Source organism: Cupriavidus yeoncheonensis, from assembly GCF_905397275.1.
Classification (GTDB): Bacteria; Pseudomonadota; Gammaproteobacteria; order Burkholderiales; family Burkholderiaceae; genus Cupriavidus; species Cupriavidus yeoncheonensis.
Genome location: NZ_CAJPUY010000025.1, coordinates 36,259 through 62,432 on the forward strand (window position 1 = coordinate 36,259; position 26,174 = coordinate 62,432).

Below are 26,174 nucleotides of genomic sequence, written 5' to 3' on the forward strand. Positions count from 1 at the left end.
CAGATTTTGACGAATTCTGCCGCGCGACCGTGCAACCGTCAAGGGGAGGCTTGTTTTAAAAAAGCCGCTCAATGTTTTCCGATATCCGTCGATATGAATCGGGTGGCGCATGCGGCTCAGAAAGCGAGCCGCCACACTATTGATCAGTCCTTGCCCGCATCGCAGCCGGAACCATCATGATCCATCTCTCTCCCAACGATCTCCCCGTGGGGGCGCCGTTGCCCTGGTCGCTGCTGGACGGCGAAGGCAATCTGGTGCTGGGCAGCGGCAACGTCATCCCCGATTCGCGGGACCTGGCGCTGGTGTTCCGCCATGGCTTGTTGTGCCGTCAGGAGGCCGATTCGGGCGAGCATCCGCCAGCCGATTTGCCGCCGCCGGGGCCGCTCGGCCTGCAGGTCGGGACGATGCTGCACGTCAAGCAGCCGGGGGACAGCAGTCGTGCGGCGGCCAGCCGCCTGATCGGCTTCGTCGAGCAGGGCTTGTTCGTTACGTGGCCGCAACTGGGCGGCCGGGACCTGATGCTGCAGGCCGGCGACACGCTGCTGCTGCGCGGCTTTTCGGGGCGCGTCATCCATAGCTTCACGTCGACCATCACGGCGGTGTGCCGCAGTCCGTTCCGCTACCTGGTGCTGTCGGCACCGGCGCAGCTTGACCAGATGCCGGTGCGCAAGGCCGCGCGCGTGCCAACCCGGCTGGCTGCCTACATGACGCAGTCGCAGGATGGCGACCACGATGCGTTCTCAGGGGATCTAGCGAACGGTGCCGCGCGCCTGGTGATCGTGTCGGATCTCAGCACGGGCGGGGCGCTGGTACAGGCATCCGGGCCGGCGCCGGCCGTCGGCAGCCGGGTCCAGCTGCGCTTTCGTTTGCGCACCGCGTCGATCGACAGCGAAATCCTTGCCGATGCCCTGGTCGTGGCGGAGAGCCACGGGGACGCCGATTATCCCGCGTTTGGCATTGCCTTCGATGTGCTCGGCGAGCGCGAGATGACGCTGCTGCAGTGCTACATCTACGAGCAGTTGCTGCTTGGCAGCGGCCTGTCGGTCTAGCGCGGCGCTGCTCCACCAGGACAAGCCAGACAAAAGAGGCACCCGAAGGTGCCTCTTTTGCATGGTGGCCCGGCGCATGGCCGGGCGGGTCCTTACATGTTCACGTAGTTCGGACCGCCGCCGCCTTCCGGCGTGACCCACACGATGTTCTGCGTCGGGTCCTTGATGTCGCAGGTCTTGCAGTGCACGCAGTTCTGCGCATTGATCTGCAGGCGCTCCTTGCCCGAAGTCTCGTCCTGCACGAACTCGTACACGCCGGCCGGGCAGTAGCGGCTTTCGGGGCCGGCGAACTTTTCCCAGTTGACGTTGACCGGCACGCTGGCGTCCTTCAGCGTCAGGTGGGCCGGCTGGTTCTCTTCGTGGTTGGTGTTGCTGATGAACACCGAGCTCAGGCGGTCGAAGGTCAGCTTGCCGTCCGGCTTCGGGTAGACGATCTTCTCGCACTCGGCCGCCGGCTTCAGGTAGACGTGGTCGGGCTTGGTGCGGTGGATGGTCCAGGGCGGGTTGCGGATGCCCAGCTTCGGCAGCAGCCACTGCTCGATGCCGGTCATCAGCGTGGCGGTGGTGCGGCCCTTCTTGAACCACTGCTTGAAGTTCTTGGCCTGCAGCAGTTCTTTGTACAGCCAGCTCTGCTCGAAGGCTGCCGGATAGGCGCTCAGTTCGTCGCCCTGGCGGCCCGCCTGCAAGGCGTCGTAGGCGGCTTCGGCGGCCATCATGCCGGTCTTGATCGCGGCATGGCTGCCCTTGATGCGCGAGGCGTTCAGGTAGCCGGCGTCGCAGCCGACCAGCGCGCCGCCCGGGAACACGGTCTTGGGCAGCGACAGCAGGCCGCCGGCGGTGATGGCGCGCGCGCCGTAGCTGATGCGCTTGCCGCCTTCGAAGTACTGGCGGATCTCCGGATGCGTCTTGAAGCGCTGGAATTCTTCGAACGGGGACAGCCACGGGTTGGTGTAGTCGAGGCCAACGACGAAGCCGACCGCGACCTTGTTATCTTCCATGTGGTACAGGAAGGAGCCGCCGTAGGTCGCCGGATCCAGCGGCCAGCCGGCCGTATGGACCACCAGGCCAGGCTGGTGCTTGGCGGGGTCGATCTCCCACAGTTCCTTGATGCCGATGCCGTAGCTCTGCGGATCCTTGCCGGCGTCGAGCTTGAACTTCGCGATCAGCTGCTTGCCCAGATGGCCGCGCGCGCCTTCGGCGAAGATGGTGTACTTGGCATGCAGTTCCATGCCGAGCTGGAAATTATCGGTGGGCTCGCCATCCTTGCCGATGCCCATGTTGCCGGTCGCCACACCCTTGACCGAGCCGTCTTCGTTGTAGAGCACTTCGGCGGCCGGGAAGCCGGGAAAGATTTCCACGCCCAGCGCTTCGGCCTGCTGGCCCAGCCAGCGCGTGACGTTGGACAGGCTGACGATGTAGTTGCCGTGGTTGTGGAAGCATTCCGGCAACAGCGCGTTCGGGGTGCCCTTGGAACCGGACTCGTTGAGGAACAGGAACTTGTCCTCGGTGACAGGCTGGTTCAGCGGCGCGCCCAGTTCCTTCCAGTTCGGGAACAGTTCATTGAGCGCGCGCGGGTCCATGATGGCGCCCGACAGGATGTGCGCGCCGGGCTCCGAGCCCTTTTCGAGCACGCACACGTTGACGTCGTTGCCTTTCTCCTGTGCCAGTTGCTTCAGGCGGATGGCCGTGGCCAGGCCGGCGGGGCCGCCGCCGACGACGACCACATCGTATTCCATGGCCTCACGTGGCCCGAACTGCTCCAGGAGTTGCTGCTGATCCATTGTCTCTAACCCTCTGTTTCTTGGCGCCTTGCCTGCAATTGTGGGAAATGCCTTGTTTGTTCGTATGGAACCGGCTTGCTTGCAAAGGACGCCAGGACGCGCCGTTCCGCGCGTTTTCCCTCTTTCCCTTTACGGGCCAAGTTCTTAGAATCTCCGGCATTGTCCGGGACTCGTCACCCTCAGGCAAGAATTTTTTTGGAACGGTCGTTCTTTTTTTGGTATTCTGCCTTCCGATCCTCATTAGGCAGGGTACACCACACGGTCACGCCAGCTCGCGGGGTAGATATGGGTTTGTCGATCAATCTGGAAGGCAAGGTCGCGCTGGTGACCGGTGCCTCGAGCGGGCTCGGCTCGCGTTTTGCAACCGTTCTTGCCGCCGCCGGCGCCAAGGTGGTGCTGGCTTCGCGCCGCACGGAGCGCCTCAAGGAGTTGCGCGCGTCGATCGAGGCGGATGGCGGCAGCGCCCATGTGGTGCGCCTGGACGTGACGGATCCGGCCAGCATCCGCTCGGCCGTGGCGCACGCGGAAACCGAGGCGGGCGCCATCGACATCCTTGTCAATAATTCCGGCGTCTCGACGACGCAGAAGCTTACGGATGTCACCGCGGAAGATTTCGATTTCGTCTTTGACACCAACACCCGCGGCGCCTTCTTCGTCGCGCAGGAAGTGGCCAAGCGCATGATGGCGCGCGCCAAGGGTGCGGAGAAGAACGGCAACCCGCTGCCGCAGGCGCGCATCATCAATGTCGCGTCGGTCGCAGGCCTGAAGGTGCTGTCGCAGATCGGCATCTACTGCATGAGCAAGGCGGCGGTGGTGCATATGACCAAGGCCATGGCCCTCGAGTGGGCGCGCCATGGCATCAATGTCAACGCGATCTGCCCCGGCTATATCGATACCGACATCAACCACCATCACTGGGACACCGATGCCGGCCAGAAGCTGATCCAGATGCTGCCGCGCAAGCGCCTGGGCAAGCCCGAAGACCTGGACGGCCTGCTGTTGCTGCTGTCTTCGGACCAGTCGCAGTTCATCAACGGCGCCGTGATCACCGCCGACGACGGCATGGTCTGAGCCCGGTCCGCATCCGGCAAGGACGTCAGGAGACGCGCCGCCATTGCGCTGCCCCGGCCAAAAGCCGGAGGGCAGCGCATCTTATTCGTTTATCCAGGGCTTATCCGGTCCCCTTGGGCGATATTCGAGCGCGGCTTCCACACAGGTGGCAATAAAACCCGATACAGGGCGAGCCAGTCTTGGCATAATCCGCCATGTTTTCAGATTAAGTCTTTACATACAAAAAAGCTGTGGTGGCCGTCCGGCCCGAGCAGCCCGGACCGGAGGCCGGGGAGGATGGAGCATCAAGAGCAGGCACGGCGCGACGCCGTGCCGCAACACGTCGTCGATTCCGCGGTCATCCCGCAGGCGGCAGACGAGGCGCAGGACGCCGAATTCCGGGTTTCGCCCCGCGTCGAGGACTGGATCGGCGTGATCGTGATGGCGCTGCTGGTCTGCATCACCTTCGCCAACGTGGTGGTCCGCTATTTCACCGACGAGTCATTTGCCTGGACCGAGGAATTCTCGGTTTTCCTGATGATCGTGCTGGCGCTGGTCGCCGGCAGCGCCGCGGTGGCGCGCGACCGCAATATCCGCATCGAATTCTTCTTCGAGCGCGGCAGCCAGGCGCGGCAGAAACGGCTGGCCATCCTGTCGGCGTTGGCCGTCGCCGTGATGTTTATCGCGCTGGCCATATTGGGTGCCCGTATCACGTGGGATGAGTACACCTTCGGCGAAACCTCGCCGGGTATTGGCGTGCCAAGCTGGTGGTATTCGGTCTGGCTGCCCGTGCTGTCGGCCGGGATCGCGCTGCGCGCGTTCGGGCTGATGGCGCGCAATGTGCGCGCGCTCAAGGCGCTGCATGCCGCCCGCAGCGAACAGGTGGGGCAGGTGCAATGACGCTGATCGCCATCATCCTGTTCGTAGTCTTCATTGGCCTGATGCTGCTGGGCGTGCCCATTGGCATATCGCTGGGAATGGGCGGCCTGATCGCCATCGGCCTGTCCAATCTCGATACCCAGATGTTCGGCCTGCTGGCCGTGCCGCAGAATTTCTATGCGGGCCTGGCCAAGTATCCGCTGCTGGCCATTCCGATGTTCGTGCTGGTCGGCTCGATCTTCGACCGTTCCGGCGTGGCGCAGCGGCTGGTGACGTTTGCCATCGCCATCGTCGGCCGCGGGCCGGGCATGCTGCCGCTGGTGGCCATCCTGGTGGCCATGTTCCTGGGCGGCATTTCGGGCTCCGGTCCGGCCAATGCGGCGGCAGTCGGCGGCGTGATGATCGCGGCAATGTCGCGGGCCGGCTATCCGGGCTCGTACAGCGCGGCGGTGGTTGGCGCCGCCGCGGCGACCGACATCCTGATCCCGCCCTCGGTGGCGTTCATCATCTATAGCGTGCTGGTGCCGGGCGCATCGGTGCCCGCACTGTTCGCGGCCGGCATGATCCCGGGCGTGCTGGCCGGCGTGGCGCTGATCGTGCCGGCGGTATGGCTGGCGCGCAAGCACAATATGGGCGCGATCGAAGCCGCGCTGCCGCGCCCGCCGTTCTGGAAGAGCCTGCGCGAGGCGGCGTGGGGCCTGGTGGCGCCGTTCCTGATCCTGGGTGGCATGCGCGCCGGCTGGTTCACGCCGACCGAAGCCGCGGTGGTGGCGGTGGTCTATGGCCTGTTCGTGGGCATGGTGATCTACCGTAGCATCGGCATGAAGGACCTGTTCGTGATCTTCCAGGAAGCGGCCGAGACCTCGGCCGTGATCCTGCTCGTGGTGGCGCTGGCGGGCATCTTCGCCTATGCGCTGTCGACGCTGGGCGTGATCGATCCGCTCGCCAACGCTATCGCCAACTCCGGGCTGGGCGAGTACGGCGTGCTGGCGCTGATCGTGCTGCTGCTGATGACGGTCGGCATGTTCCTGGACGGCATCTCGATCTTCCTGATCTTCGTGCCGCTGCTGCTGCCGATTGCCAACGCCTTCCACTGGAACCCGGTGTGGTTCGGCGTGGTGCTGACGCTGAAGGTGGCGCTGGGCCAGTTCACGCCGCCGCTGGCCGTGAACCTGATGGTGTCGTGCCGGATTGCCCGCGTGCGCATGGAAGAGACCGTGCCCTGGGTGATCTGGATGCTGCTGGCGATGTTCGTCGCCATGCTGATGGTGCTGGCCTATCCGCCGCTGGCCACCTGGCTGCCGGACTACCTGGGCTATTGATTCCGATCGGTAGCCACTACAAACAACAAGCAACGATTCCCAAGAGGAGAGACCTGATGAAACGCCGTGCCCTGATGCTGTCGATCGCTGCCACGATCGCCGCTTCCGCCTTCGCGCCCGCCGCCACCATGGCCCAGACCTACAAGCCCGAGTACAAGATGTCGCTGGTGCTCGGCCCGGCCTTCCCGTGGGGCAAGGGCGGCGAGGTCTGGGCCGACCTGGTCAGGCAGCGCACCAGCGGGCGCATCAACATCAAGCTGTACCCGGGCACCTCGCTGGTGGCCGGCGACCAGACGCGCGAGTTCTCGGCGATCCGCCAGGGCGTGATCGACATGGCCGTGGGCTCGACCATCAACTGGTCGCCGCAGGTCAGGGAACTGAACCTGTTCTCGCTGCCGTTCCTGATGCCCGACTACAAGGCGCTGGATTCGCTGACGCAAGGCGAAGTCGGCAAGCAGATCTTCACGACGCTGGAAAAGGCGGGCGTGGTGCCGCTGGCCTGGGGCGAGAACGGTTTCCGCGAGGTCTCCAACTCCAAGAAGGAAATCCGCAAGCCCGACGACCTCAAGGGCATGAAGCTGCGCGTGGTGGGTTCGCCGCTGTACATCGAAACCTTCAACGCGCTGGGCGCCAACCCGACCCAGATGAGCTGGGCCGATGCGCAGCCGGCCATGGCCTCGGGCGCAGTGGACGGCCAGGAGAACCCGCAGTCGGTGTTCGCCGCCGCCAAGCTGTACACGGTGGGCCAGAAGTTCGTGACGACGTGGGGCTATGTGGCCGACCCGCTGATCTTCGTGGTCAACAAGCAGATCTGGGAAAGCTGGACGCCGGCTGACCGCGAGATCGTCAGGCAGGCCGCCATCGACGCCGGCAAGCAGGAAATCGCGCTGGCCCGCAAGGGCCTGGCCGAGCCGGGCGCGCCGGCGTGGAAGGATATGGAGGGTCATGGCGTCAAGGTCACGCACCTGACCCCGGCCGAGCACGATGCCTTCCGCAAGGCGACTGCCAAAGTCTACGACAAGTGGAAGAAGCAGATCGGCGCGGACCTGGTGACCAAGGCGGAAGCCTCGATCGCCAAGCGCTAAATCATCGGACAGGCCCGCCAGCAATGGCGGGCCTGTTGCCTTGGAGACAGTGATGAAGCACGTCTATACGGCGGTCATGCCGATCCGCTGGGGCGACATGGACGCGATGGGCCATGTCAACAACACGGTGTATTTCCAGTACCTGGAACAGGCGCGCATCGAGTGGTTCGCCTCGCTCGGGCGCGGCGGCAAGGATCCGAAGGGGCAGGGGCCGGTCATCATCAATGCCCACATGACGTTCCTGAAGCAGTTGCGCTATCCGGGCACCATCGAATGCCGCCTTTATGCGGGGCAGCTCGGGCGCACCAGTTTCGAGACGCGCATGGAGGTCGTGCGTACCGACATGCCCGGCGTGGTGTGGGCCGAAGGCGGTGCCAAGGTGGTGTGGTGCGACTACGCGGTGGAGAAGGCGGTGCCGGTGCCGGAGGAGATCCGGACGATCGTCGAAGCGTAAAAAACCTTCCGGAATCAGGTCTCAGTGGTTCACCAGCCGCTGCACCAGATCCACCGAGGTACTCGCCCCGTATTTCTTCATCAGCCGCGCCCGGTAGATATCCACCGTCCGCGGGCTGATTGCCAGCAACTTGCCGATCTGCTTGCTGGTCTTGCCTTCCACAAGTTGCGCTGCAATATCGCGTTCGCGAGCCGTCAGCTCAGCCGTCACCTGGCGCTTCTGTGACAGATCCTCGAACGTCCAGATCCCCGCCCCCAGCGGCTGCGAGCGGTCCAGCGACCGGCCGGTGACGTGGCACCAGAACAGCTCGCCACCGGCGCGCTTCATGATCCGCTCGTCCGAATACATGCCGCGCTTGTTCATGATCGGCACGATGCGCGCGCCGGTGCGCTCGAATTCGTCGGCCGTGGGGTAGAGCACCTGGAACGATTCGCCGATCAGCGCCTGCCGCGTGGTGCCGAAGATGCGGCAGACCTCGTCGTTGCAGTCCTCGATCATGCGCTCGCGGGACAACACCAGGCCCACGGGGGCGAGCTGGAAAGCGGTCTGGTAATCGATGGCGGGCATCTACTTATGTATTTTTACGTAATGGCGCAGGCGGCGCGGGTTGCGTATCCTTTCGGTCGGACAGGAGCGCGGCGCACGCCGCCGATTGTACCGTTACAATTTCCTTGCGTCGTCCGCCGCACAACCCGGCGGCGGGCCAGGCGACAGGGGACTACCGAGGAAGGAGCGAAGCATGAACAAGGTCTACGCCAGCGCCGCCGAGGCGCTTGCAGGCGTCGTCCGCGACGGCCAGACGATCGCCGTGGGCGGTTTCGGCCTGTGCGGCATTCCCGAGGCACTGATCGCCGCGCTACGCGACACCGGTGTCAAACAGCTGACCTGCATCTCGAACAACGCCGGCGTGGACGGCTTCGGCCTGGGCCAGCTGCTGGCCACGCGCCAGATCAAGAAGATGATTTCGTCCTACGTGGGCGAGAACAAGGAGTTCGAGCGCCAGTACCTGGCCGGCGAACTCGAGCTGGAATTCACGCCGCAGGGCACGCTGGCCGAGAAGCTGCGCGCCGGCGGTTCGGGCATCCCGGCCTTCTTCACCAAGACCGGCGTGGGCACGATCGTTGCCGACGGCAAGGAAATCCGCGAATTCGACGGCGAAAAGTACGTGATGGAGCGCTCGCTGACCGCCGACGTGGCGCTGGTCAAGGCCTGGAAGGCCGACAAGGCCGGCAACCTGGTGTTCCGCCGCACCGCGCGCAACTTCAACCCGATGTGCGCCATGGCCGGCAAGTTCACCGTGGCCGAGGTCGAGCAGATCGTCGAAACCGGCGAGCTGGACCCCGACGAGATCCACCTGGCCGGCATCTTCGTCAAGCGCCTGGTGCTGAACACCACCCCCGAGAAACGCATCGAGCAGCGCACCGTGCGTGCCGCCAAGTAAGAGGGAGAGACATCATGGCATGGACACGTGACGAAATGGCCGCGCGCGCCGCGGCCGAGCTGCAGGACGGTTTCTACGTCAACCTGGGGATCGGCCTGCCGACCCTGGTGGCCAACTGGGTGCCGGAAGGCATGGAAGTGTGGCTGCAGTCGGAGAATGGCCTGCTCGGCATCGGCCCGTTCCCGACCGAGGACGAAGTGGACGCCGACATGATCAACGCCGGCAAGCAGACCGTGACGACGCTGCCGGGCTCGTCGATCTTCTCGTCGGCCGATTCCTTCGGGATGATCCGCGGCGGCCACATCAACCTGGCTATCCTGGGTGCGATGCAGGTCAGCGAGAAGGGCGACCTGGCCAACTGGATGATCCCGGGCAAGATGGTCAAGGGCATGGGCGGCGCGATGGATCTGGTGGCAGGCGTGGGCCGCGTGGTGGTGCTGATGGAACACACCGCCAAGAAGAAGGACGGCACGGAAGACATCAAGATCCTGAAGGATTGCAACCTGCCGCTGACCGGCGTGGGCGTGGTCAACCGCATCATCACCGACCTGGGCGTCATGGACGTGACGGCCGAAGGCCTGAAGCTGGTGGAAACCGCCCCGGGCGTGAGCCGCGAGGAAATCCAGGGCAAGACCGGCGCGCCGCTGCTGTAAGCATCGTGCGCCAAAACAAAAAGCCCCGCTGCGAAGCGGGGCTTTTTTCGTTCAGGCGGGCGGGCTTTACTGGGCGACCCAGCCGCCGTCCATGTTCCAGATCGCGCCGCGCACCTGGCGCGCCGCCTCGGAGGACAGGAACACCGCCAGCGCGCCGAGTTCCTCGGGCGTGACGAACTGGCCCGACGGCTGCTTCTCGATCACGAGCTCGCGCTTGGCCTGCTCGACCGGGATGCCTTCCTTCTGGGCGCGCGCGTCGACCTGCTTCTGCACCAGCGGTGTCAGTACCCAACCCGGGCAGATGGCATTGGCCGTGACACCGGTCTGCGCGGTTTCGAGCGCGGTCACCTTGGTCAGGCCGACGATGCCGTGCTTGGCCGCCACGTAGGCGGATTTCTGCGCCGACGCCACCAGCCCGTGGGTCGAGGCGACGTTGATGATGCGGCCCCAGTTCTTCTGCTTCATGCCCGGCAAGGCCAGGCGCGTGGTGTGGAAGGCCGAGGTCAGGTTGATGGCGATGATCGCGTCCCAGCGATCGGGCGGGAAGTCCTCGATATTCGCCACGAACTGGATGCCCGCGTTGTTGACGAGGATATCGGCGCCGCCGAATTCGGACTCGGCATAGCGCATCATGTCCTCGATCTCGGCCGACTTGCTCATGTCCGCGCCGTGGTAGCCCACCTTGATGCCGGCGCCGGCCTGCGCGATCTCGCGCTTTGCGTCCTCCACGTCACCAAAGCCGTTGGCAATGATGTTGGCGCCTTGCGCCGCGAGTGCCTGCGCGATGCCGAGTCCGATGCCGCTGGTCGAGCCAGTCACCAGTGCCGTCTTGCCTTTGAGCATGTAAGCCTCCGTCGAGATCGAGAGTCGAGAGAATGGATGGCCGGACACGGCCGGCCGGACCGCTGCGCCCGTGCCACGGCGCTGCGCGATTGGCAGCGCGGCTGGCAGCGCGATGCGGGGCGGCGGCGTGCGTGGTAGCGCGCGCAGTGCTGTGGCATTGTAACCGCTGCGGCGTACAATCCTGCTTTGCTCAACCTCCGGCAAAGCCCGTGCGGCGGCCGGTTCGTCAGGGAGTTCAGATGTCTGCCAGTCCGCGCCTCGGCTTCGTTCAGTGCATCAGTCCGGCGGGCCTGCACCGAATGGCCTATCACGAATGGGGCGACCCGGCCAATCCGCGCGTGCTCGTGTGCGTGCACGGCCTGACGCGCACGGGCCGCGACTTCGACATGCTGGCCCAGTCGCTGTGCGGCGACTACCGCGTGGTGTGCCCCGACGTGGCAGGCCGCGGGCGTTCCGACTGGCTGCGCGACCCGAGCGGTTACGTGGTGCCGAAGTACGTGGCGGACATGGTCACGCTGATCGCCAGGCTGAACGTGGAGAAGGTCGACTGGTTCGGCACCTCGATGGGCGGGCTGATCGGCATGGGCCTGGCGGGATTGCCCAATTCGCCCGTGCGCAAGCTGCTGCTCAACGACGTGGGTCCGCGCATCACGGCCTCGGCCGTGGAGCGGATCGGCTCCTACCTGGGGCTGCCGGTGCGCTTCAAGACCTTTGAGGAAGGTCTGGCGTACCTGCAGACCATCAGCGCTTCATTCGGGCGCCATACGCCGGAACAGTGGCGGGAGCTGAATGGCGCGATCCTCAAGCCCGTGCAGGGCGAGCAGGGCCTGGAATGGGGCTTGCATTACGATCCGGCGCTGGCCGTGCCGTTCCGGGGCGCCACGCCGGAGCAGCTCGCCGCGGGCGAGGCCGCCATGTGGCAGATGTTCGAAGCTATCCCGGTGCCGGTGCTGGTCGTGCGTGGCGCGCTATCTGACCTGCTGCTGCGCGAAACGGTTGCGGACATGGTGGCCCGTGGCAAGCATGTCAGTTCGGTGGAAATCCCCGATGTGGGGCATGCCCCGACTTTTGTCGATCCGACGCAGATCGCCGTGGCACGCCAGTTTTTCCTGGGCAGTGCCTGAGCGGCGCGGAGCCGGATCGGTCGTATCAACCTGAACTCGTTTGATTTGTCATGAGCAGCAATGAACTGAAGCGCGCCCACGTGGGCAAGCGCCTGTCCGAATACGCGGTGTACAACGGTGTGGTCTACCTGGCCGGACAGGTCCCCGAAGTCGACCCGAAGGCCGACATCCACGGCCAGACCCGCGAAGTGCTGGGCCACATCGACCGCCTTCTGGCAGAGGCCGGCAGCGACAAGACGCGCATCCTGTCGTGCCAGATCTTCCTGACCGACATCGGCCTGATCGGTGCGATGAACGAGGTGTGGGACGCGTGGGTGGCACAGGGCAACACGCCGCCGCGCGCCACCGTCGAAGCGAAGCTGGCCAATCCCGATTACCTGATCGAAGTGGTGGTGACCGCTGCGCTCAACTGAAGACGGCGTCGTGACATGGTGACCCTATGGTGACGTCTACCGATCTGGCCGGCCAGGTTGCCGGCGTCCCGGACGCCGACATGGTCGGGCGTGCGCTGGCGTACGTGCGGGAGCAGGCGGGCGACGCCTTGCTGCCGACCGGCGAGCCGGTGCTCTCGCATGCGGAAGGGATGCTGCGCATCCTCGACGGCTTGCGCGTGGACGACGCCGCGCGCGCCGCCTGCTGCCTGTTCCCGCTGGCCGAGTTCGCGCCAGCGGCGGAGGCGGACATCGAGGCGCGTTTCGGCGACGACGTCGGCAGGATGGTGAAGGGCGTGCGGCAGCTGCTGCGCATCGGCGCCATCGCAGGCGGCCACGACGTGCAGGAGGCATCGCGCAACGTGGCGCAGGCCCGGCACGAACAGGTGGAAGCGCTGCGCAAGATGCTGCTGGCATTCGCGCAGGACATCCGCGTGGTACTGGTGCGCCTGGCGTCGCGGCTGCAGTCGCTGCGCTGGCTTGCTCAGAACAAGCGCGAGCCGCTGCCCGGTCTTGCGCGGGAGACGCTCGACATCTACGCGCCGCTCGCCAATCGGCTGGGCATCTGGCAGATGAAGTGGGAGCTTGAGGATCTGGCCTTCCGCTTCGAGCAGCCCGATACCTACAAGCGCATCGCCAAGCTGCTCGACGAAAAGCGCATCGAGCGCGAAGGCTATATCGCCAGCGCCATCGCGCGCCTGCAGTCGGAGCTGGCCCAGGCCGGCATCCGTGCCGAGGTGAGCGGGCGGCCCAAGCATATCTACAGCATCTGGAAGAAGATGCGCGGCAAGGAGCTGGACTTTGCCGACCTGTACGATGTGCGGGCCTTCCGCGTGATCGTGGACGACATCAAGGACTGCTATACGGTGCTCGGCATCGTGCATCATATCTGGCAGCCGATTCCGCGCGAGTTCGACGACTATATCTCGCGGCCGAAGTCCAATGGCTACAAGTCGCTGCACACGGTGGTGATCGGCGACGACGGCCGCGCGTTCGAGGTGCAGATCCGCACGCACGAAATGCACCACTTCGCCGAGTATGGCGTGGCGGCGCACTGGCGCTACAAGGAAGCGGGCAGCAAGGGCTACAGCGGACAGTTCGCGGCGAGCGACAGCTACGACGAGCGGATCGCGTGGCTGCGGCAACTGCTGGCCTGGAAGGACGACGCCGACCACAGCGTGGCCCATGACGAGTCGCCGTGGGAGCAGCTCAAGCATGCGGCGATCGATGACCACATCTATGTGCTGACACCGCAGGCGCGCGTCATCGCGCTGCCGCAGGGCGCGACGCCGCTGGATTTTGCCTATTACCTGCACAGCGATCTCGGCCACCGCTGCCGCGGCGCGCGTGTCGACGGCACCATGGTGCCGCTGAATACGCCGCTGAAGAACGGCCAGACCGTCGAGATCATTGCCGTGAAGCAGGGTGGGCCGTCGCGAGACTGGCTCAACCCGGAGCTGGGCTACCTGGCCAGCAGCCGCGCCCGGGCCAAGGTGCGCGCATGGTTCAACGCGCTGGACTCGCAGGAAACCATCGCGCAGGGGCGCGCGCTGATCGACAAGACCCTGCAGCGCGAAGGCAAGACCGCGGTCAAGCTCGAAGACCTGGCCACGCGGCTCGGCTTCAAGACGCCGGACGATCTGTTCGCTGCAGTGGCGAAGGACGAGTTCAGCCTGCGGCATGTGGAGCAGGCGCTGCGGCACCCCGAGGGCGAGGTCCAGGTGCCCGTCAGCGAAGAGGACGCCGTCACCAAGAAAAGCCGTGCCACCAGCGTGGCGCGTGGCGCCAAGACCGGCGTGCTGGTGGTGGGCGTGGACTCGCTGATGACGCAGATGTCGCGCTGCTGCAAGCCGGCGCCGCCGGACGAGATCGTGGGGTTTGTTACCCGCGGGCGCGGGGTATCGATCCATCGGCGCAATTGCCACACCTTCCAGCAGCTTTCGGCCCGCGCGCCCGAGCGCGTGATCCAGACCGAATGGGGCAAGAAGAGCGATGCGGTGTATCCCGTCGACATCCATGTCGAGGCGGTCGACCGCCAGGGGCTGTTGCGCGATATCTCCGAAGTGCTCTCGCGCGAGAAGATCAACGTCACCGGCGTGAAGACGCTGTCGAGCAAGGGTGTGGCGCGCATGCAGTTCACGGCCGAGGTATCGGAGGCCACGCAACTGCAGCGCGCACTGTCGCTGATCGAAGATGTGCAGGGGGTATTGCAGGCGCGAAGAAAGTAAGGCTATAATTGCTGCTTCGCTAGGCTCGTAGCTCAGCTGGTTAGAGCACCACCTTGACATGGTGGGGGTCGTTGGTTCGAGTCCAATCGAGCCTACCAACGAATTGCAGTAAAGCAGTACAACAAAGCAGTACAACAAAGCTGTACAACAAAGCTGTACAACAACACAGTGCGGCAAGTCCGATTCAATCTCGCAAGGAACGGAAGGGCATCATGTTCATGACACCGCGAACTACTACCGCTGGTATGCGACAGTAGTCGAGGTGCGCCTCCGTCCCGGTTGAATCCGGATTTGACAAAGAGAAACGCGGCCTTGGCCGCGTTTTTTTTCGTCTGTCGCCTGCCAGCTGCCTGATAAGCTTGCCGCCTGCTGAGTGCAAGCACCAAGAACGTTGCCGGCACGCCGCCTTTTTCGGGGTGGGCCGGTGCTACAAGAGATGCAGTTTGATCCGCCCGCCGAGCGTCAGGCGCCGGGGTGGAATCCTGGAGAGTCGAAATGATCGCAATCACGCTGCCGGATGGGTCCCGTCGCGAGTTTCCCGGCCCGGTGACGGTTGCCGAAGTGGCGCAGAGCATCGGTACGGGCCTGGCCAAGGCCGCGCTGGCTGGCAAGGTGGATGGCAACCTGGTCGACACGAGCTACTCGATCGATCGCGATGTGGCGCTTGCCATCATCACGGACAAGGACGCTGACGGCGTTGACGTCATCCGCCACTCCACGGCCCACTTGCTGGCTTATGCGGTCAAGGAACTCTACCCCGAAGCGCAGGTGACGATCGGGCCGGTGATCGAGAACGGCTTCTACTACGACTTCGCCTACAAGCGCCCCTTTACGCCGGAAGACCTTGCCGCCATCGAAAAGAAGATGACGGAACTGTCGCGCAAGGACGAGAAGGTCACGCGCGAGGTATGGAACCGTGACGAGGCGGTGGCGCTGTTCGAGTCGATGGGCGAGAAGTACAAGGCCGAGATCATCGCCTCGATTCCGGCTGACCAGGAGATAGGGCTGTACCGCGAAGGCAAGTTCGTCGATCTGTGCCGCGGCCCGCACGTGCCGTCCACGGGCAAGCTGAAGGTCTTCAGGCTGATGAAGGTGGCTGGCGCCTACTGGCGCGGCGATGCCAACAACGAGATGCTCCAGCGCATCTACGGCACGGCCTGGGCCAGGAAGGAAGACCAGGAAGCCTATCTGCATATGCTCGAAGAGGCCGAGAAGCGCGACCACCGCAAGCTCGGCAAGTCGCTCGACCTTTTCCACCTGCAGGAAGAGGCGCCCGGCATGGTGTTCTGGCACCCGAAGGGCTGGCAGGTGTGGCAGGCGGTCGAGCAGTACATGCGCGGCCGCCTGACGGAGGCCGGCTACGACGAAGTGCGTACGCCGCAGGTGATGGATCGTTCGCTGTGGGAGAAGTCCGGCCACTGGCAGAACTACAAGGAGAACATGTTCGTCACGGAATCGGAGAAGCGCGACTACGCGATCAAGCCGATGAACTGCCCGGGCCATGTGCAGATCTTCAATCACGGCCTGCGCTCCTACCGTGACCTGCCGCTGCGCCTGGCTGAATTCGGTGCCTGCCATCGCAACGAGCCGTCCGGCGCGCTGCATGGGCTGATGCGCGTGCGCGGTTTTGTGCAGGATGATGCGCATATCTTCTGTACGGAAGAACAGATCGTGGCCGAGGCGAAAGCGTTCAACGAACTGGCGTTTTCCGTGTACGACGACTTCGGCTTCAAGGACGTGGCGGTCAAGCTGTCCTTGCGCCCGGACCAGCGTGCCGGCTCGGATGAGGTCTGGGACCACGCCGAGGACGGCCTGCGCCTGGCGCTGCGCGCCTGTGGCGTGGAGTGGGAAGAACTGCCGGGCGAGGGTGCCTTCTATGGCCCGAAGGTCGAGTACCACATCAAGGATGCTATCGGCCGCTCGTGGCAGTGCGGCACGCTGCAGCTGGATCTGGTGCTGCCGGAGCGCCTGGATGCCGAGTACGTCTCGGAGGACAACTCGCGCAAACGTCCCGTGATGCTGCACCGGGCGATCCTGGGTTCATTCGAGCGCTTCCTGGGCATCCTGCTCGAAAATCATGCGGGTGCGCTGCCCGCCTGGTTGGCGCCGGAGCAAGTGGTTGTCATGAATATCGCGGATTCGCAGGCCGAATATGCCGAAAACGTCGTGCAATCGCTGCTAAAACAAGGGTTTAGGGCAAAGGCCGATTTGCGTAACGAGAAAATTACGTATAAAATCCGCGAGCATTCGCTTCAGAAGATCCCCTACCTGCTGGTGGTGGGCGACAAGGAGCGGGATGCCAATCAAGTGGCCGTGCGTGCCCGAGGCAACGTGGATCTGGGTGTCATGCCCGTCTCCGCGTTTGTGGAGCGTCTGCAACAGGACGTTGCCAGCAAAGCCTGATGGGTCGGAAGCACGGCTTGTTTTTTTGTCTTCTTGAGGTAACGGAACATCGCTACAGACAAAGGTCACCGCATCAACCGGGAGATCAGTGCGCCAGAATTGCGCCTGGTAGGGGTTGATAACGAGCAGCTTGGCATCGTCAAGTTCATGGACGCGCTTCGCCTGGCTGAGGAGAAGGACTTGGACTTGGTCGAGATCGCCCCGAACGCGATTCCGCCCGTCGCCCGGATCATGGATTACGGGAAGTTCAAGTACGAGGAAGCCAAGCGCGCGCACGAGGCGAAGCTGAAGCAGAAGATCATCCAGGTCAAAGAAGTGAAGTTCCGCCCTGGCACGGATGACGGCGACTACAACGTCAAGTTGCGCAACCTGAAGCGCTTCCTGGAAGACGGCGACAAGACCAAGATCACGCTGCGCTTCCGCGGCCGTGAGATGGCGCACCAGGAAATCGGCGCGCGCGTGCTCGAACGCCTGAAGGCGGACCTGGAAGAAATCGGCCAGGTCGAGCAGATGCCGAAAATGGAAGGGCGCCAGATGGTGATGGTGCTCGCCCCCAAGAAGAAGAAGTAATTTTTGCGCGATGCGGCGGCCGGGATGCCAAGGCATGCCGGCGTTGTGTCGCGTGGAAGTGGCACGGAACCCTTTCAGGGAGCTGTGCAAAAACAAGTGGATGCGGGTCTTGCAAGCGTCGGCGACAGCCGTCCACCTGCATGCATGTCATAGAGCTGGAGTTTTTCATGCCGAAGATGAAGACGAAGAAAAGCGCCTCCAAGCGCTTTACTGCCCGTCCGAACGGTTCGTTCAAGCGTGGCCAGGCCTTCAAGCGTCACATCCTGACCAAGAAGACCACCAAGAACAAGCGTCAACTGCGCGGTACCCAGGACGTCCATGAGACGAACCTGAAGTCGGTGCGCGCAATGATGCCGTACGCATAACCTCTAACGACAGCGAAAGGAGTATTCAATGCCTCGAGTTAAGCGTGGGGTTACTGCACGGGCCCGCCACAAGAAAGTCATCGACGCTGCCAAGGGTTACCGCGGCCGTCGCAATAATGTCTACCGTATCGCCAAGCAGGCGGTCATGCGTGCTGGCCAGTACGCGTACCGCGATCGCCGCAACAAGAAGCGCGTGTTCCGCGCTCTCTGGATTGCGCGTATCAATGCCGCGACGCGTGAGCATGGCATGACCTACAGCGTGTTCATGAACGGTCTGAAGAAGGCCTCGATTGAACTGGACCGCAAGGTGCTGTCGGACATGGCTATTCACGACAAGCCTGCCTTTGCCGCCATCGTCAACCAGGTGAAAGCCACCGTTGCCTGATGCCGGCTGCGGCAACCCGTAGGGGTTGCCGGGCAAGCACCGACCGCAAGGTCTGCTGAAACGGGGCTCTCACGGGGCCCCGTTTTCATTTTCGAATGCCGCTTCGGCGACTGTCCTGGCGCCGCGCGCAGGCAGTGCCGAAACGCCATTCGAAACGAACCCCAACCTGCGCCGCGACAGATGTCGTGTCATGGCGCCAAGCTATTTCCACGACCGCCATGTCCCAGGATCTGGATCAAATCGTCGCCGACGCCCAGGCCGCTTTCGCCGCCGCTAACGACAACGCCACGCTCGAAAACGAGAAAGCCAGGTTCCTCGGCAAGACCGGTGCGCTGACCGAACTGCTCAAGGGCCTGGGCAAGCTCGACCCGGAAACGCGCAAGAGCGAAGGCGCACGCATCAATCAGGTGAAGCAGCAGGTCGAAGCTGCGCTGACGGCGCGCCGCCAGGCACTGGCCGACGCGCTGATGAACGCGCGCCTGTCCGCCGAAGCCATCGATGTGACCCTGCCGGGCCGTGCCGTCAGCCGCGGCAGCCTGCACCCGGTCATGCGCACGTGGGAACGCGTGGAACAGATCTTCGGCTCGATCGGCTTCGACGTGGCCGACGGCCCCGAGATCGAAACCGACTGGATGAACTTCACCGCGCTGAACAACCCGGACAACCATCCCGCGCGTTCGATGCAGGACACGTTCTATATCGACGGCCGCGACAGCGACGACAAGCTCCTGCTGCTGCGTACGCACACCAGCCCGATGCAGGTGCGCTACGCCAAGATGCATGTCGAGAAGTACGCCGGCAAGCCGATGCCGCCGATCAAGGTGATCTGCCCGGGCCGCACCTACCGCGTTGACAGCGACGCCACGCACTCTCCGATGTTCAACCAGGTCGAAGGCCTGTGGATCGGCGAGGACGTGAGCTTCGCGGATCTGAAGGGCGTTTACACCGACTTCCTGCGCAAGTTCTTCGAGCGCGACGATATCCAGGTGCGTTTCCGCCCGTCGTACTTCCCGTTCACCGAACCGTCGGCCGAGATCGACATGGCATTCGGCAACGGCAAGTGGCTGGAGATCTCCGGCTCCGGCCAGGTGCACCCGAACGTGCTGCGCAATATGGGCCTGGATCCGGAGCGCTATATCGGCTTCGCCTTTGGCTCGGGACTGGAGCGCCTGACGATGCTGCGCTATGGCATCAACGACCTGCGGCTGTTCTTCGAAGGCGACGTGCGTTTCCTGCGCCAGTTCGCCTGACGCGGCGCGGCCGCGCCCAGCCCATCGTCCCAGACATCACAGAATACTTACCGGATCAGAAGCGCCATGCAATTCTCGGAATCCTGGCTTCGCACCTTCGCCAACCCTGAAAAGATCTCCACCGACGCGCTGTCGCACAGCCTGACCATGGCCGGGCTCGAAGTGGAAGAGGTCGGCCCGGTCGCGCCGCCGTTCAACAAGGTGGTGGTCGCGCACGTGCTGTCGACCGAGCGCCATCCCAACGCCGACCGCCTCAATGTGTGTCAGGTCGATGTCGGCACCGGCGAGACACTGCAGATCGTCTGCGGCGCGCCCAACGTCAAGCCCGGCATCAAGGTGCCGTGCGCGATGGTCGGCGCCGTCCTGCCGCCGGCGGAGCCCGACGGCAAGCCGTTCGAAATCAAGGTCGGCAAGCTGCGCGGCGTAGAGAGCTACGGCATGCTGTGCTCGGCCCGCGAACTGAAGCTGTCGGAAGAGCACGGCGGCCTGCTGGTGCTGCAGGATGACGCACCGGTCGGCCAGAACATCCGCGAATACCTGGACCTGGACGACCAGGTCTTCGTCATCAAGCTGACACCGAACAAGGCGGACTGCCTGTCGATCCACGGCGTGGCGCGCGAAGTCGCGGCGCTGACGGGCGCAGCGCTGACGCTGCCGGACATGAAGCCGGTGGCGGTGACCATCGACGAGAAGCTGCCGGTGAAGGTGTCGGCCCCCGATCTGTGCGGCCGCTTCTCCGGCCGCGTGATCCGCGGCGTGAATGCCCACGCCGCTACGCCGGCATGGATGGTGCAACGCCTGGAGCGTTCGGGCCAGCGCAGCATCTCGGCACTGGTGGATATCTCCAACTTCGTCATGCTCGAACTGGGCCGCCCGTCGCACGTGTTCGACCTGGACAAGATCCACGGCGGACTCGATGTGCGCTGGGGCCGCAAGGGCGAGCAGATCAAGCTGCTGAACGGCAACACCATCGAGGTTGACGAGCAGGTTGGCGTGATCGCGGACGACAAGGAGATCGAGAGCCTGGCCGGCATCATGGGCGGCGACAGCACCGCCGTGACGCTGGACACAACCAATATCTACCTCGAAGCCGCATTCTGGTGGCCGTCGGCCATCCAGGGCCGTGCACGCCGCTACAACTTCTCGACCGATGCGGCGCACCGCTTCGAGCGCGGCGTGGACTATGCCACGACGGTCGAGCATATCGAACGCATCACCGCGCTGATCCTCGAGATCTGTGGCGGCCAGGCTGGCCCGGTCGATGACCACGTCGTCAACCTGCCGCAGCGCAAGCCCGTGAGCCTGCGCCTGGCGCGCGCGGAGCGTGTGCTTGGCATCGAACTGTCGTCGGCTGTGGTGGCGGACGTGTTCCAGCGCCTGCAACTGCCGTTCACGCGTACGCAAGGCGCCGAGGGCGAGGTGTTCGAGGTGACACCGCCGAGCTACCGCTTCGACATCGAGATCGAAGAAGACCTGATCGAGGAAGTCGCGCGTATCTACGGCTTCGAACGCATTCCCGCGCGCCCGCCCATCGCGGAAAGCGAGATGCGTCCGACCAACGAAGGCCGCCGCTCCACGCACCTCGTGCGCCACGCGCTCGCGGCGCGCGATTACCAGGAAGTCATCAACTTCGCCTTCGTCGAAGAGAAGTGGGAGCGCGACTTCGCTGCCAATGGCAATCCGATCCGACTGCTGAACCCCATTGCCAGCCAGCTTGCGGTGATGCGTTCCTCGCTGATCGGCGGTCTGCTCGACAAGGTGCGCTACAACCTGAACCGCAAGGCTGCGCGCGTGCGCCTGTTCGAAGTCGGTCGCGTCTTCCATCGCGATGCCGATGTGAAAGACGGCGGCCTGACGGTGGCTGGCTATCATCAGCCGACGATGGCTGCCGGCATCGCCTACGGCCCGGCATTTGACGAGCAGTGGGGCATTGCCACGCGCAATGTCGATTTCTTCGACGTCAAGGGCGACGTGGAAGCGTTGTTCCACCCACGTGTGGCGCGCTTCGAGCCGGTCGCGCATCCGGCCCTGCATCCCGGCCGCGCAGCGCACGTGCTGGTCGATGGCAAACTGGTCGGCGTGGTGGGCGAACTGCATCCGCGCTGGCTGCAGGAGTATGAACTGACGCAGGCTCCGGTGGTGTTCGAGCTTCAGCTTGATGCGCTGCGTGAAACGGGTCTGCCGGCCTACACCGAGATCTCGAAATTCCCGGCCGCCGTGCGCGACCTGGCCGTGGTGGTCAAGCAGTCGGTGCGCGTTCAGGACATGCTCGACGCCATGCGCGCCGCGCTCGACAAGCAGGGCTATGGCCGCTTCTGCCAGAGCCTGGTGCTGTTCGACGAGTTCCGTCCGAAGGCTGCGTCGGCCTCCATTGGCGACGACGAGAAAAGCCTTGCGTTCCGGGTGACCTTGCAAGATACTGGGTCGACCCTGCAGGACGAGACCGTCGACAGCGCGGTGCGCTGCATGGTCGATGCATTGGGCGAAGCCTTCCAGGCCCGCCTGCGCGGCTGACCACCAGCACGCACACAAGACAGGGCGCCCGGGCAGTGCACCCGGGCGGATCGCCAGACAGATTTCCTTGAGCGATCGACATGAAAGATCGAGACGCGAACTCCATGACCGCAGCAGCTTTGGGCGAGATGAGCGACCGGCAGGCTTCCTCCCGCGACGACGACTCCATGCAGGACATCCGTGGCACGGAAGTGCCGACACTGACCAAGGCCGAACTTGCCGAAATGCTGTTCGACCAGGTGGGCCTGAACAAGCGCGAATCGAAGGACATGGTCGAAGCCTTCTTCGACGTTATTCGTGAAGCGCTGGAGCAGGGCGACAGTGTCAAGCTCTCCGGCTTCGGCAACTTCCAGTTGCGCGACAAGCCGCAGCGACCAGGCCGCAATCCAAAGACCGGCGAGGTGATTCCCATCACCGCGCGCCGCGTGGTGACGTTCCATGCCAGCCAGAAACTCAAGAGCCAGGTAGAAGAGCACGCCGGTTTGAGCGTTACCGGTTGACGGGAGACACCACCCGAACGGCGGATTGCTTGCCGCGGCGGGCGTCTGTATGCTTCATGGCGCGCTGATCGGCGCGCCAACCCAAACCGGCCGGCATGGCCTGACGCCTGTCTACACCACTCATGTCGGACAAATCCAGCGAGCGCGTTGCGCTGCCGCCTATCCCTGCCAAGCGCTACTTCACCATCGGCGAAGTCAGCGAACTCTGCGCGGTCAAGCCGCACGTGCTGCGCTACTGGGAGCAGGAATTCACCCAGCTCAAACCGGTCAAGCGCCGGGGCAACCGACGCTACTACCAGCACCACGAAGTCCTGCTGATCCGGCGCATCCGCGAGTTGCTGTACGAACAGGGCTTCACCATCAACGGCGCCCGCAATCGGCTCGACGAAGGCCGGCACGTTCATCACCAGGCGAGTCTGGAGCCAGAGGAATTGCCCGCGCAAGCTGCGGCGGAAACCTCGGTGCCGTCGGTGGATATCGCCAATCTGCGCAGCGAGCTCGTCGAAGTGCAACACCTGCTTGCGCAACTTCAGCAGATCGCGCGGCGGGCATAAATTTCACCAGAACCGCTGGTCATCCGGGAAATGCGTCTGCTATAATCTTTGTCTTCGGGGCGTAGCGCAGCCTGGTAGCGTACCTGCATGGGGTGCAGGTGGTCGGAGGTTCAAATCCTCTCGCCCCGACCAAGTCAAATCAAGCACTTAGCTTGTTACGGAAGACCGGCGAAAGCCGGTCTCTTCGTTTTCCCCCCTACTTTTTCCCCTACCGGGCGCGGTGCTCGCCGGTTCTCCCGTCGCCTTTTGTTTGCGCGCAATTCTGAGCGTCGCCCACCGCTGACGCTTAGCTTTCAATGCCGGCCCATGCCGAGACAGTCCTGCAATCAAGTGTAGCGAGGCAACGAGATCCCCGGCTGGGGGTGCCACGCCTTCCCATATCCTTCATTGGTCAAGATGTTCCCCCTGATGGAATCCGCTCGACGGCGCAATTGATTGCGCTGGCCTAATTCAGCGTTGGCCGCTCCGCTCTCGCCGAAGGGGAGGGGCTAAGCGAGCGCATGTTTTGCCCAGTCGTAGATATCCAGGGCGAGATCAGCCGGCTCCGACATGCTGGTGACCCGAAAGCCTTCGCGCTCGAGCTTCCACTCATGCTCGTCGATGACCTCGACGATCTTCTTGTATTCCTTCGGCTCAACGGCGGATGCGTCCGGCAACAGCAGGAATAGGCCGATGGAGTCGAATTGGCGTATGCGCGAATATGTGGTCAGGTCCAGACTTGCCTTGAGCAAGTTCATCTCCACGCTCTGTGCCGACTTGTAGGCGGCCGAGGTCACGCTGCCGCAAGATTGTGACGTGAGCAGGTTCAGATCCAGGAAGTGCTTCACGCCGCCGTCGCCTTCTAGGAATATCCCTTGTTTCTCGGGAAGCACGAACCGCTCGAAGTCCAAGCCAGCGATGCGCTTGAGCTCAGCGTTGACGAGCTGCCGCGCGCGCGGGGTGTCGATCGATTCGAAGTCGTTGGCCTTCTTCTTTGCTAAAGGGGCCATGACCACCAGCTCAGCGTAGAGCCGCTCAACCGTGGCCTCCCGATCATCGCCGGAGGTGTAGTGCGGCGCCGACAAAACCAGGCTGTTGGTGTCGAAGCGAATCTCCGGGATGGCCGTCTTGTCATGGACGGCCTTGCGCAGCGCGCCTTCCGCGTATGCCATGAGCTCCCTCAGCGATCTCTGCGGAAATTGGTCGTGATAGATGCACTCGAACTTTTTGAAGTCATCCAGAAGCTTGAAATGAAGCCGATCGCCAGGCGACTGGACCACGACGCCAACCGTGAAGCGTTGCGGCGCAAAGATGTCGGGCTGCAGCTCCACCGTCGACCAAGCGCCAGCGAAAGCTGGTCTCGGCGCGCTGGCCGAGATGCGGCATAAATGGTCGGCGTCGATCCCGCCGATGGTGAACCCGCGATTGCTCATGCGATCACCCCGAGGCAGTCGGCCAGCCACCCCGATTGAGCTCGCTGGTCGAGAGTTTGAACGATAGCCTGAGTGGCCGCGGCAGCTTGGGCTGGAATCAGTTTGGCAATGATGTCCTCCAAGTCAGCCTGGGCGTCCTTGAGCGCCTGGGCGTGGCCAGCCGCGGCACTGGCCATGTCAATCTGGAAGCGCTGGAAATCCGAGGGGCTGAGGGCCTTGTTGGCCTCGACCAAGAGGCTGCGCTCCTCAAAGCCGCGGCCCGTCGGGACCCATAGGAGATCGTGCAGCAGTGATTCGTGGTCGATCGCCACATAGCCACCCTGGGTCGACTGGATGACGTTGCCGAAATTCCGGTCGCGCAAGTCGCTCCACTTGTCGAAGGCCGCAATCTTTCGAGCATCGCGGCTCCTCAAGCAGTTCTTGCGAGCCAGGAAGAACGCCATCTTGTGGACTTGGCGGACCGACTTGCCGGAGACGACCTCGCTGCACCAGGCCGGACAAAGCGCCATGCCGTCAAGGCTGGCTGGCAACGCCTGGCTTCTGCGAAGCTCGTTGACGGGGACCAACAGAATGGCTCCGAACTCTGGGCAGGATACGCCGCTTTTGCAGGCCAGTATCCAACCCAAGGCCTCGCACAAAAGCGCTGGGCCATTCGCGGGGAAGAGCTTCACGAAGCAGTCGCGCAGCTTGCCGTTCGCGTCGGCGACCTTGGCCAGATGGGTGGTCTCGTTGATGCCCGAGCTGGCGGGCTTGCCGCGGTATTCGCGCCAGGAGCTGGCGCCGAGGATTGGCACGCTCACCTTGCCTCCCCTCCCAAGGACCCGGTCGCGATTTTCTTCATTTTCTGCTGCTCGCTCTTTGATTAGGGTAGAGCATACCTTATCAAAATGATGTGCGTGGTATCCTTCCGCGATTTGGCGCGCAATTTGCGGCCGCGAGGGGCGTGAACGCCCACAACGGGGATGCATGGGCAAGGCTTTGGATATGTCGCAGACGCAGCGGGAGAGGCTCTCCTTCCTGGAGCTGCGCGCCTTCTTCACCGGGGAGCTCCGGCGAGGTGACATCGAGGCTCGGTTTGGCGTCAAGCCGGCCGCGGCCTCGCGCGACCTCGGCCTATATCGGAAGATCGCCCCGACGAACCTGGACTATGACCCGGCGGGCCGCTGCTATCGCCCCACCGAAGCCTTCGAGCCCCTCCATGAGTTCCACGCTGAGCGCGTACTTGCCTGGCTGCTCCAAGGATTTGGCGACGGGCTAGAGCTTGGCCTGGGGCAGGCCGCTCCCTGCGAAGGCCCCGGACGGTTGATCAAGCCCGACATGGGTCTTTTGGCCACGATCACCCGCGCCATGCGTGCCAAGCGCGCTCTGGAGGTGAGCTACCTCTCGCTCTCGTCAGGGCTAAGCCGGCGAGAGATTGTGCCCGTGGCCTTGGCCGATAACGGCCTGCGCTGGCATGTGCGCGCCTACGACCGCGGACGCGAGCGATTCAGCGACTTCGTGCTTACCCGCATCGCGAAGGCCGGGATGGTCGAAGGCACCGTGGCTGACCGGGAGCTGCTCCCGGCCGACGAGCAATGGGCCCGGATCGTGGACCTGGAGTTGGCCCCCCACCCAGGCATCGCGCAGCCCAAGGCGATCGAGGCGGACTATGGCATGCAAGATGGCATGTTGATGATCAAGGCGCGGGCGGCCCTCGCGGGGTATGTCCTGCGGCGCTGGTCGATCGACTCGACCGCGGATCATCGCCTAGACCCCACGTCGCATCAACTTTGGCTGCGCAACCCCCAGGCGCTCTATGGCGTGGAGAGTGCCGCCCTGGCACCCGGGTACGCCAAGACCGCAGCTGCGATAGACGTGTGATCACGAAAAAAACAAGGACGT

25 protein-coding genes and 2 tRNA genes are annotated in these 26,174 nt (G+C 64.0%); 22 read left to right on the plus strand and 5 right to left on the minus strand.

Going from position 1 to position 26,174, the window contains the following annotated elements; genetic code table 11:
* Positions 1–176: 176 nt before the first annotated feature.
* Positions 177–1,049, plus strand: a complete 873-nt coding sequence (locus KHO22_RS27045; RefSeq protein WP_211950253.1) for a flagellar brake protein — start codon at positions 177–179, stop codon at positions 1,047–1,049.
* Between the two features lie 92 nt (positions 1,050–1,141).
* Here KHO22_RS27045 and KHO22_RS27050 read toward each other — a convergent pair whose 3' ends face one another.
* A complete protein-coding gene (locus tag KHO22_RS27050) occupies positions 1,142–2,830 on the minus strand; it encodes an electron transfer flavoprotein-ubiquinone oxidoreductase (protein WP_211950254.1) in 1,689 nt (562 codons plus the stop codon).
* 285 nt (positions 2,831–3,115) lie between these two features.
* Between KHO22_RS27050 and KHO22_RS27055 the strand changes: the two genes are divergently transcribed.
* From KHO22_RS27055 to KHO22_RS27075, 5 genes are all read left to right on the plus strand, one after another.
* On the plus strand, positions 3,116–3,901 hold the full coding sequence (locus KHO22_RS27055; RefSeq protein WP_211950255.1) for an SDR family oxidoreductase: 786 nt from the start codon (positions 3,116–3,118) through the stop codon (positions 3,899–3,901).
* Positions 3,902–4,177: 276 nt separating this feature from the next.
* Positions 4,178–4,780, plus strand: coding sequence for a TRAP transporter small permease (locus KHO22_RS27060; protein ID WP_211950256.1), 603 nt, complete (start codon positions 4,178–4,180; stop codon positions 4,778–4,780).
* Positions 4,777–6,081 carry a TRAP transporter large permease gene (locus KHO22_RS27065; protein ID WP_211950257.1) on the plus strand — a complete coding sequence of 435 codons (1,305 nt, stop codon included), beginning with the start codon at positions 4,777–4,779 and terminating at the stop codon, positions 6,079–6,081. Before KHO22_RS27060 ends, KHO22_RS27065 begins: the two co-directional genes overlap by 4 nt.
* Before the next feature lie 56 nt (positions 6,082–6,137).
* The gene (locus tag KHO22_RS27070; RefSeq protein WP_211950258.1) at positions 6,138–7,166 is read left to right on the plus strand and encodes a DctP family TRAP transporter solute-binding subunit; all 1,029 of its coding nucleotides are present in this window, start codon (positions 6,138–6,140) and stop codon (positions 7,164–7,166) included.
* Between the two features lie 52 nt (positions 7,167–7,218).
* A complete protein-coding gene (locus KHO22_RS27075; RefSeq protein ID WP_211950259.1) occupies positions 7,219–7,620 on the plus strand; it encodes an acyl-CoA thioesterase in 402 nt (133 codons plus the stop codon).
* Between the two features lie 21 nt (positions 7,621–7,641).
* On the opposite strand, the gene KHO22_RS27080 is transcribed toward KHO22_RS27075, so the two are convergent.
* Positions 7,642–8,187, minus strand: a complete 546-nt coding sequence (locus KHO22_RS27080) for a PAS and helix-turn-helix domain-containing protein (protein WP_211950260.1) — start codon at positions 8,185–8,187, stop codon at positions 7,642–7,644.
* Positions 8,188–8,359: 172 nt separating this feature from the next.
* Here KHO22_RS27080 and KHO22_RS27085 point away from each other — a divergent pair, with 172 nt between their 5' ends.
* Positions 8,360–9,061 carry a CoA transferase subunit A gene (locus KHO22_RS27085; RefSeq protein ID WP_211950261.1) on the plus strand — a complete coding sequence of 234 codons (702 nt, stop codon included), beginning with the start codon at positions 8,360–8,362 and terminating at the stop codon, positions 9,059–9,061.
* A gap of 14 nt (positions 9,062–9,075) precedes the next feature.
* On the plus strand, positions 9,076–9,714 hold the full coding sequence (locus KHO22_RS27090) for a CoA transferase subunit B (protein WP_211950262.1): 639 nt from the start codon (positions 9,076–9,078) through the stop codon (positions 9,712–9,714).
* A gap of 66 nt (positions 9,715–9,780) precedes the next feature.
* Here the strand turns inward: KHO22_RS27090 and KHO22_RS27095 are convergent, their stop codons facing one another.
* Positions 9,781–10,557, minus strand: coding sequence for a 3-hydroxybutyrate dehydrogenase (locus KHO22_RS27095; RefSeq protein ID WP_211950263.1), 777 nt, complete (start codon positions 10,555–10,557; stop codon positions 9,781–9,783).
* Between the two features lie 239 nt (positions 10,558–10,796).
* Between KHO22_RS27095 and KHO22_RS27100 the strand changes: the two genes are divergently transcribed.
* The 13 genes from KHO22_RS27100 (at position 10,797) to KHO22_RS27160 (ending at position 23,013) form a co-directional block, all read left to right on the plus strand.
* Entirely contained in the window at positions 10,797–11,681 is an 885-nt protein-coding gene (locus tag KHO22_RS27100; RefSeq protein WP_211950264.1) for an alpha/beta fold hydrolase, read from the plus strand.
* Between the two features lie 50 nt (positions 11,682–11,731).
* On the plus strand, positions 11,732–12,094 hold the full coding sequence (locus KHO22_RS27105; protein WP_211950265.1) for a RidA family protein: 363 nt from the start codon (positions 11,732–11,734) through the stop codon (positions 12,092–12,094).
* Positions 12,095–12,120: 26 nt separating this feature from the next.
* Positions 12,121–14,340 carry a RelA/SpoT family protein gene (locus KHO22_RS27110; protein ID WP_211950266.1) on the plus strand — a complete coding sequence of 740 codons (2,220 nt, stop codon included), beginning with the start codon at positions 12,121–12,123 and terminating at the stop codon, positions 14,338–14,340.
* A 21-nt stretch (positions 14,341–14,361) separates the two neighbouring features.
* Positions 14,362–14,438: transfer RNA gene (locus KHO22_RS27115), tRNA-Val, on the plus strand.
* Positions 14,439–14,835: 397 nt separating this feature from the next.
* Positions 14,836–16,743: a threonine--tRNA ligase gene (gene thrS, locus KHO22_RS27120; RefSeq protein ID WP_211950267.1), complete on the plus strand. Its 1,908-nt coding sequence runs from the start codon at positions 14,836–14,838 to the stop codon at positions 16,741–16,743.
* Between the two features lie 48 nt (positions 16,744–16,791).
* On the plus strand, positions 16,792–17,313 hold the full coding sequence (infC, locus tag KHO22_RS27125; RefSeq protein WP_211950298.1) for a translation initiation factor IF-3: 522 nt from the start codon (positions 16,792–16,794) through the stop codon (positions 17,311–17,313).
* 167 nt (positions 17,314–17,480) lie between these two features.
* The gene (gene rpmI / locus KHO22_RS27130) at positions 17,481–17,678 is read left to right on the plus strand and encodes a 50S ribosomal protein L35 (RefSeq protein WP_006575466.1); all 198 of its coding nucleotides are present in this window, start codon (positions 17,481–17,483) and stop codon (positions 17,676–17,678) included.
* 28 nt (positions 17,679–17,706) lie between these two features.
* Positions 17,707–18,063: a 50S ribosomal protein L20 gene (gene rplT / locus KHO22_RS27135; RefSeq protein ID WP_008650487.1), complete on the plus strand. Its 357-nt coding sequence runs from the start codon at positions 17,707–17,709 to the stop codon at positions 18,061–18,063.
* Positions 18,064–18,281: 218 nt separating this feature from the next.
* Positions 18,282–19,313 (plus strand): phenylalanine--tRNA ligase subunit alpha, encoded by a 1,032-nt coding sequence (gene pheS, locus KHO22_RS27140; RefSeq protein ID WP_211950268.1) that lies wholly within the window; start codon positions 18,282–18,284, stop codon positions 19,311–19,313.
* 66 nt (positions 19,314–19,379) lie between these two features.
* The gene (gene pheT / locus KHO22_RS27145; protein ID WP_211950269.1) at positions 19,380–21,827 is read left to right on the plus strand and encodes a phenylalanine--tRNA ligase subunit beta; all 2,448 of its coding nucleotides are present in this window, start codon (positions 19,380–19,382) and stop codon (positions 21,825–21,827) included.
* Between the two features lie 80 nt (positions 21,828–21,907).
* Positions 21,908–22,327 carry an integration host factor subunit alpha gene (locus tag KHO22_RS27150; RefSeq protein ID WP_211950270.1) on the plus strand — a complete coding sequence of 140 codons (420 nt, stop codon included), beginning with the start codon at positions 21,908–21,910 and terminating at the stop codon, positions 22,325–22,327.
* Positions 22,328–22,449: 122 nt separating this feature from the next.
* Complete coding sequence (locus tag KHO22_RS27155; RefSeq protein ID WP_211950271.1) at positions 22,450–22,881, plus strand: MerR family transcriptional regulator; 432 nt, start codon at positions 22,450–22,452, stop codon at positions 22,879–22,881.
* Positions 22,882–22,936: 55 nt separating this feature from the next.
* Positions 22,937–23,013 (plus strand) — tRNA-Pro (locus KHO22_RS27160).
* Positions 23,014–23,369: 356 nt separating this feature from the next.
* Here KHO22_RS27160 and KHO22_RS27165 read toward each other — a convergent pair.
* Positions 23,370–24,293 (minus strand): hypothetical protein, encoded by a 924-nt coding sequence (locus KHO22_RS27165; RefSeq protein WP_211950272.1) that lies wholly within the window; start codon positions 24,291–24,293, stop codon positions 23,370–23,372.
* Entirely contained in the window at positions 24,290–25,093 is an 804-nt protein-coding gene (locus KHO22_RS27170; protein WP_211950273.1) for a hypothetical protein, read from the minus strand. Before KHO22_RS27170 ends, KHO22_RS27165 begins: the two co-directional genes overlap by 4 nt.
* Before the next feature lie 166 nt (positions 25,094–25,259).
* Between KHO22_RS27170 and KHO22_RS27175 the strand changes: the two genes are divergently transcribed.
* Positions 25,260–26,153, plus strand: coding sequence for a BrxR family transcriptional regulator (locus tag KHO22_RS27175; RefSeq protein WP_211950274.1), 894 nt, complete (start codon positions 25,260–25,262; stop codon positions 26,151–26,153).
* Positions 26,154–26,174 lie beyond the last annotated feature (21 nt).

Excerpts from the sequence above, each read along its gene's own strand:
- rpmI (WP_006575466.1), top strand. The coding sequence starts at position 17,481 with ATGCCGAAGATGAAGACGAAGAAAAGCGCCTCCAAGCGCTTTACTGCC.
- KHO22_RS27075 (WP_211950259.1), top strand. The coding sequence starts at position 7,219 with ATGAAGCACGTCTATACGGCGGTCATGCCGATCCGCTGGGGCGACATG.
- KHO22_RS27105 (WP_211950265.1), top strand. The coding sequence starts at position 11,732 with ATGAGCAGCAATGAACTGAAGCGCGCCCACGTGGGCAAGCGCCTGTCC.
- KHO22_RS27060 (WP_211950256.1), top strand. The coding sequence starts at position 4,178 with ATGGAGCATCAAGAGCAGGCACGGCGCGACGCCGTGCCGCAACACGTC.
- KHO22_RS27055 (WP_211950255.1), top strand. The coding sequence starts at position 3,116 with ATGGGTTTGTCGATCAATCTGGAAGGCAAGGTCGCGCTGGTGACCGGT.
- KHO22_RS27165 (WP_211950272.1), bottom strand. The coding sequence starts at position 24,293 with ATGAGCAATCGCGGGTTCACCATCGGCGGGATCGACGCCGACCATTTA.
- KHO22_RS27150 (WP_211950270.1), top strand. The coding sequence starts at position 21,908 with ATGAAAGATCGAGACGCGAACTCCATGACCGCAGCAGCTTTGGGCGAG.
- pheS (WP_211950268.1), top strand. The coding sequence starts at position 18,282 with ATGTCCCAGGATCTGGATCAAATCGTCGCCGACGCCCAGGCCGCTTTC.
- KHO22_RS27070 (WP_211950258.1), top strand. The coding sequence starts at position 6,138 with ATGAAACGCCGTGCCCTGATGCTGTCGATCGCTGCCACGATCGCCGCT.
- thrS (WP_211950267.1), top strand. The coding sequence starts at position 14,836 with ATGATCGCAATCACGCTGCCGGATGGGTCCCGTCGCGAGTTTCCCGGC.
- KHO22_RS27045 (WP_211950253.1), top strand. The coding sequence starts at position 177 with ATGATCCATCTCTCTCCCAACGATCTCCCCGTGGGGGCGCCGTTGCCC.
- KHO22_RS27090 (WP_211950262.1), top strand. The coding sequence starts at position 9,076 with ATGGCATGGACACGTGACGAAATGGCCGCGCGCGCCGCGGCCGAGCTG.
- KHO22_RS27080 (WP_211950260.1), bottom strand. The coding sequence starts at position 8,187 with ATGCCCGCCATCGATTACCAGACCGCTTTCCAGCTCGCCCCCGTGGGC.
- KHO22_RS27085 (WP_211950261.1), top strand. The coding sequence starts at position 8,360 with ATGAACAAGGTCTACGCCAGCGCCGCCGAGGCGCTTGCAGGCGTCGTC.
- KHO22_RS27095 (WP_211950263.1), bottom strand. The coding sequence starts at position 10,557 with ATGCTCAAAGGCAAGACGGCACTGGTGACTGGCTCGACCAGCGGCATC.
- KHO22_RS27100 (WP_211950264.1), top strand. The coding sequence starts at position 10,797 with ATGTCTGCCAGTCCGCGCCTCGGCTTCGTTCAGTGCATCAGTCCGGCG.
- KHO22_RS27155 (WP_211950271.1), top strand. The coding sequence starts at position 22,450 with ATGTCGGACAAATCCAGCGAGCGCGTTGCGCTGCCGCCTATCCCTGCC.
- KHO22_RS27175 (WP_211950274.1), top strand. The coding sequence starts at position 25,260 with ATGGGCAAGGCTTTGGATATGTCGCAGACGCAGCGGGAGAGGCTCTCC.
- KHO22_RS27065 (WP_211950257.1), top strand. The coding sequence starts at position 4,777 with ATGACGCTGATCGCCATCATCCTGTTCGTAGTCTTCATTGGCCTGATG.
- KHO22_RS27050 (WP_211950254.1), bottom strand. The coding sequence starts at position 2,830 with ATGGATCAGCAGCAACTCCTGGAGCAGTTCGGGCCACGTGAGGCCATG.
- pheT (WP_211950269.1), top strand. The coding sequence starts at position 19,380 with ATGCAATTCTCGGAATCCTGGCTTCGCACCTTCGCCAACCCTGAAAAG.
- KHO22_RS27110 (WP_211950266.1), top strand. The coding sequence starts at position 12,121 with ATGGTGACGTCTACCGATCTGGCCGGCCAGGTTGCCGGCGTCCCGGAC.
- rplT (WP_008650487.1), top strand. The coding sequence starts at position 17,707 with ATGCCTCGAGTTAAGCGTGGGGTTACTGCACGGGCCCGCCACAAGAAA.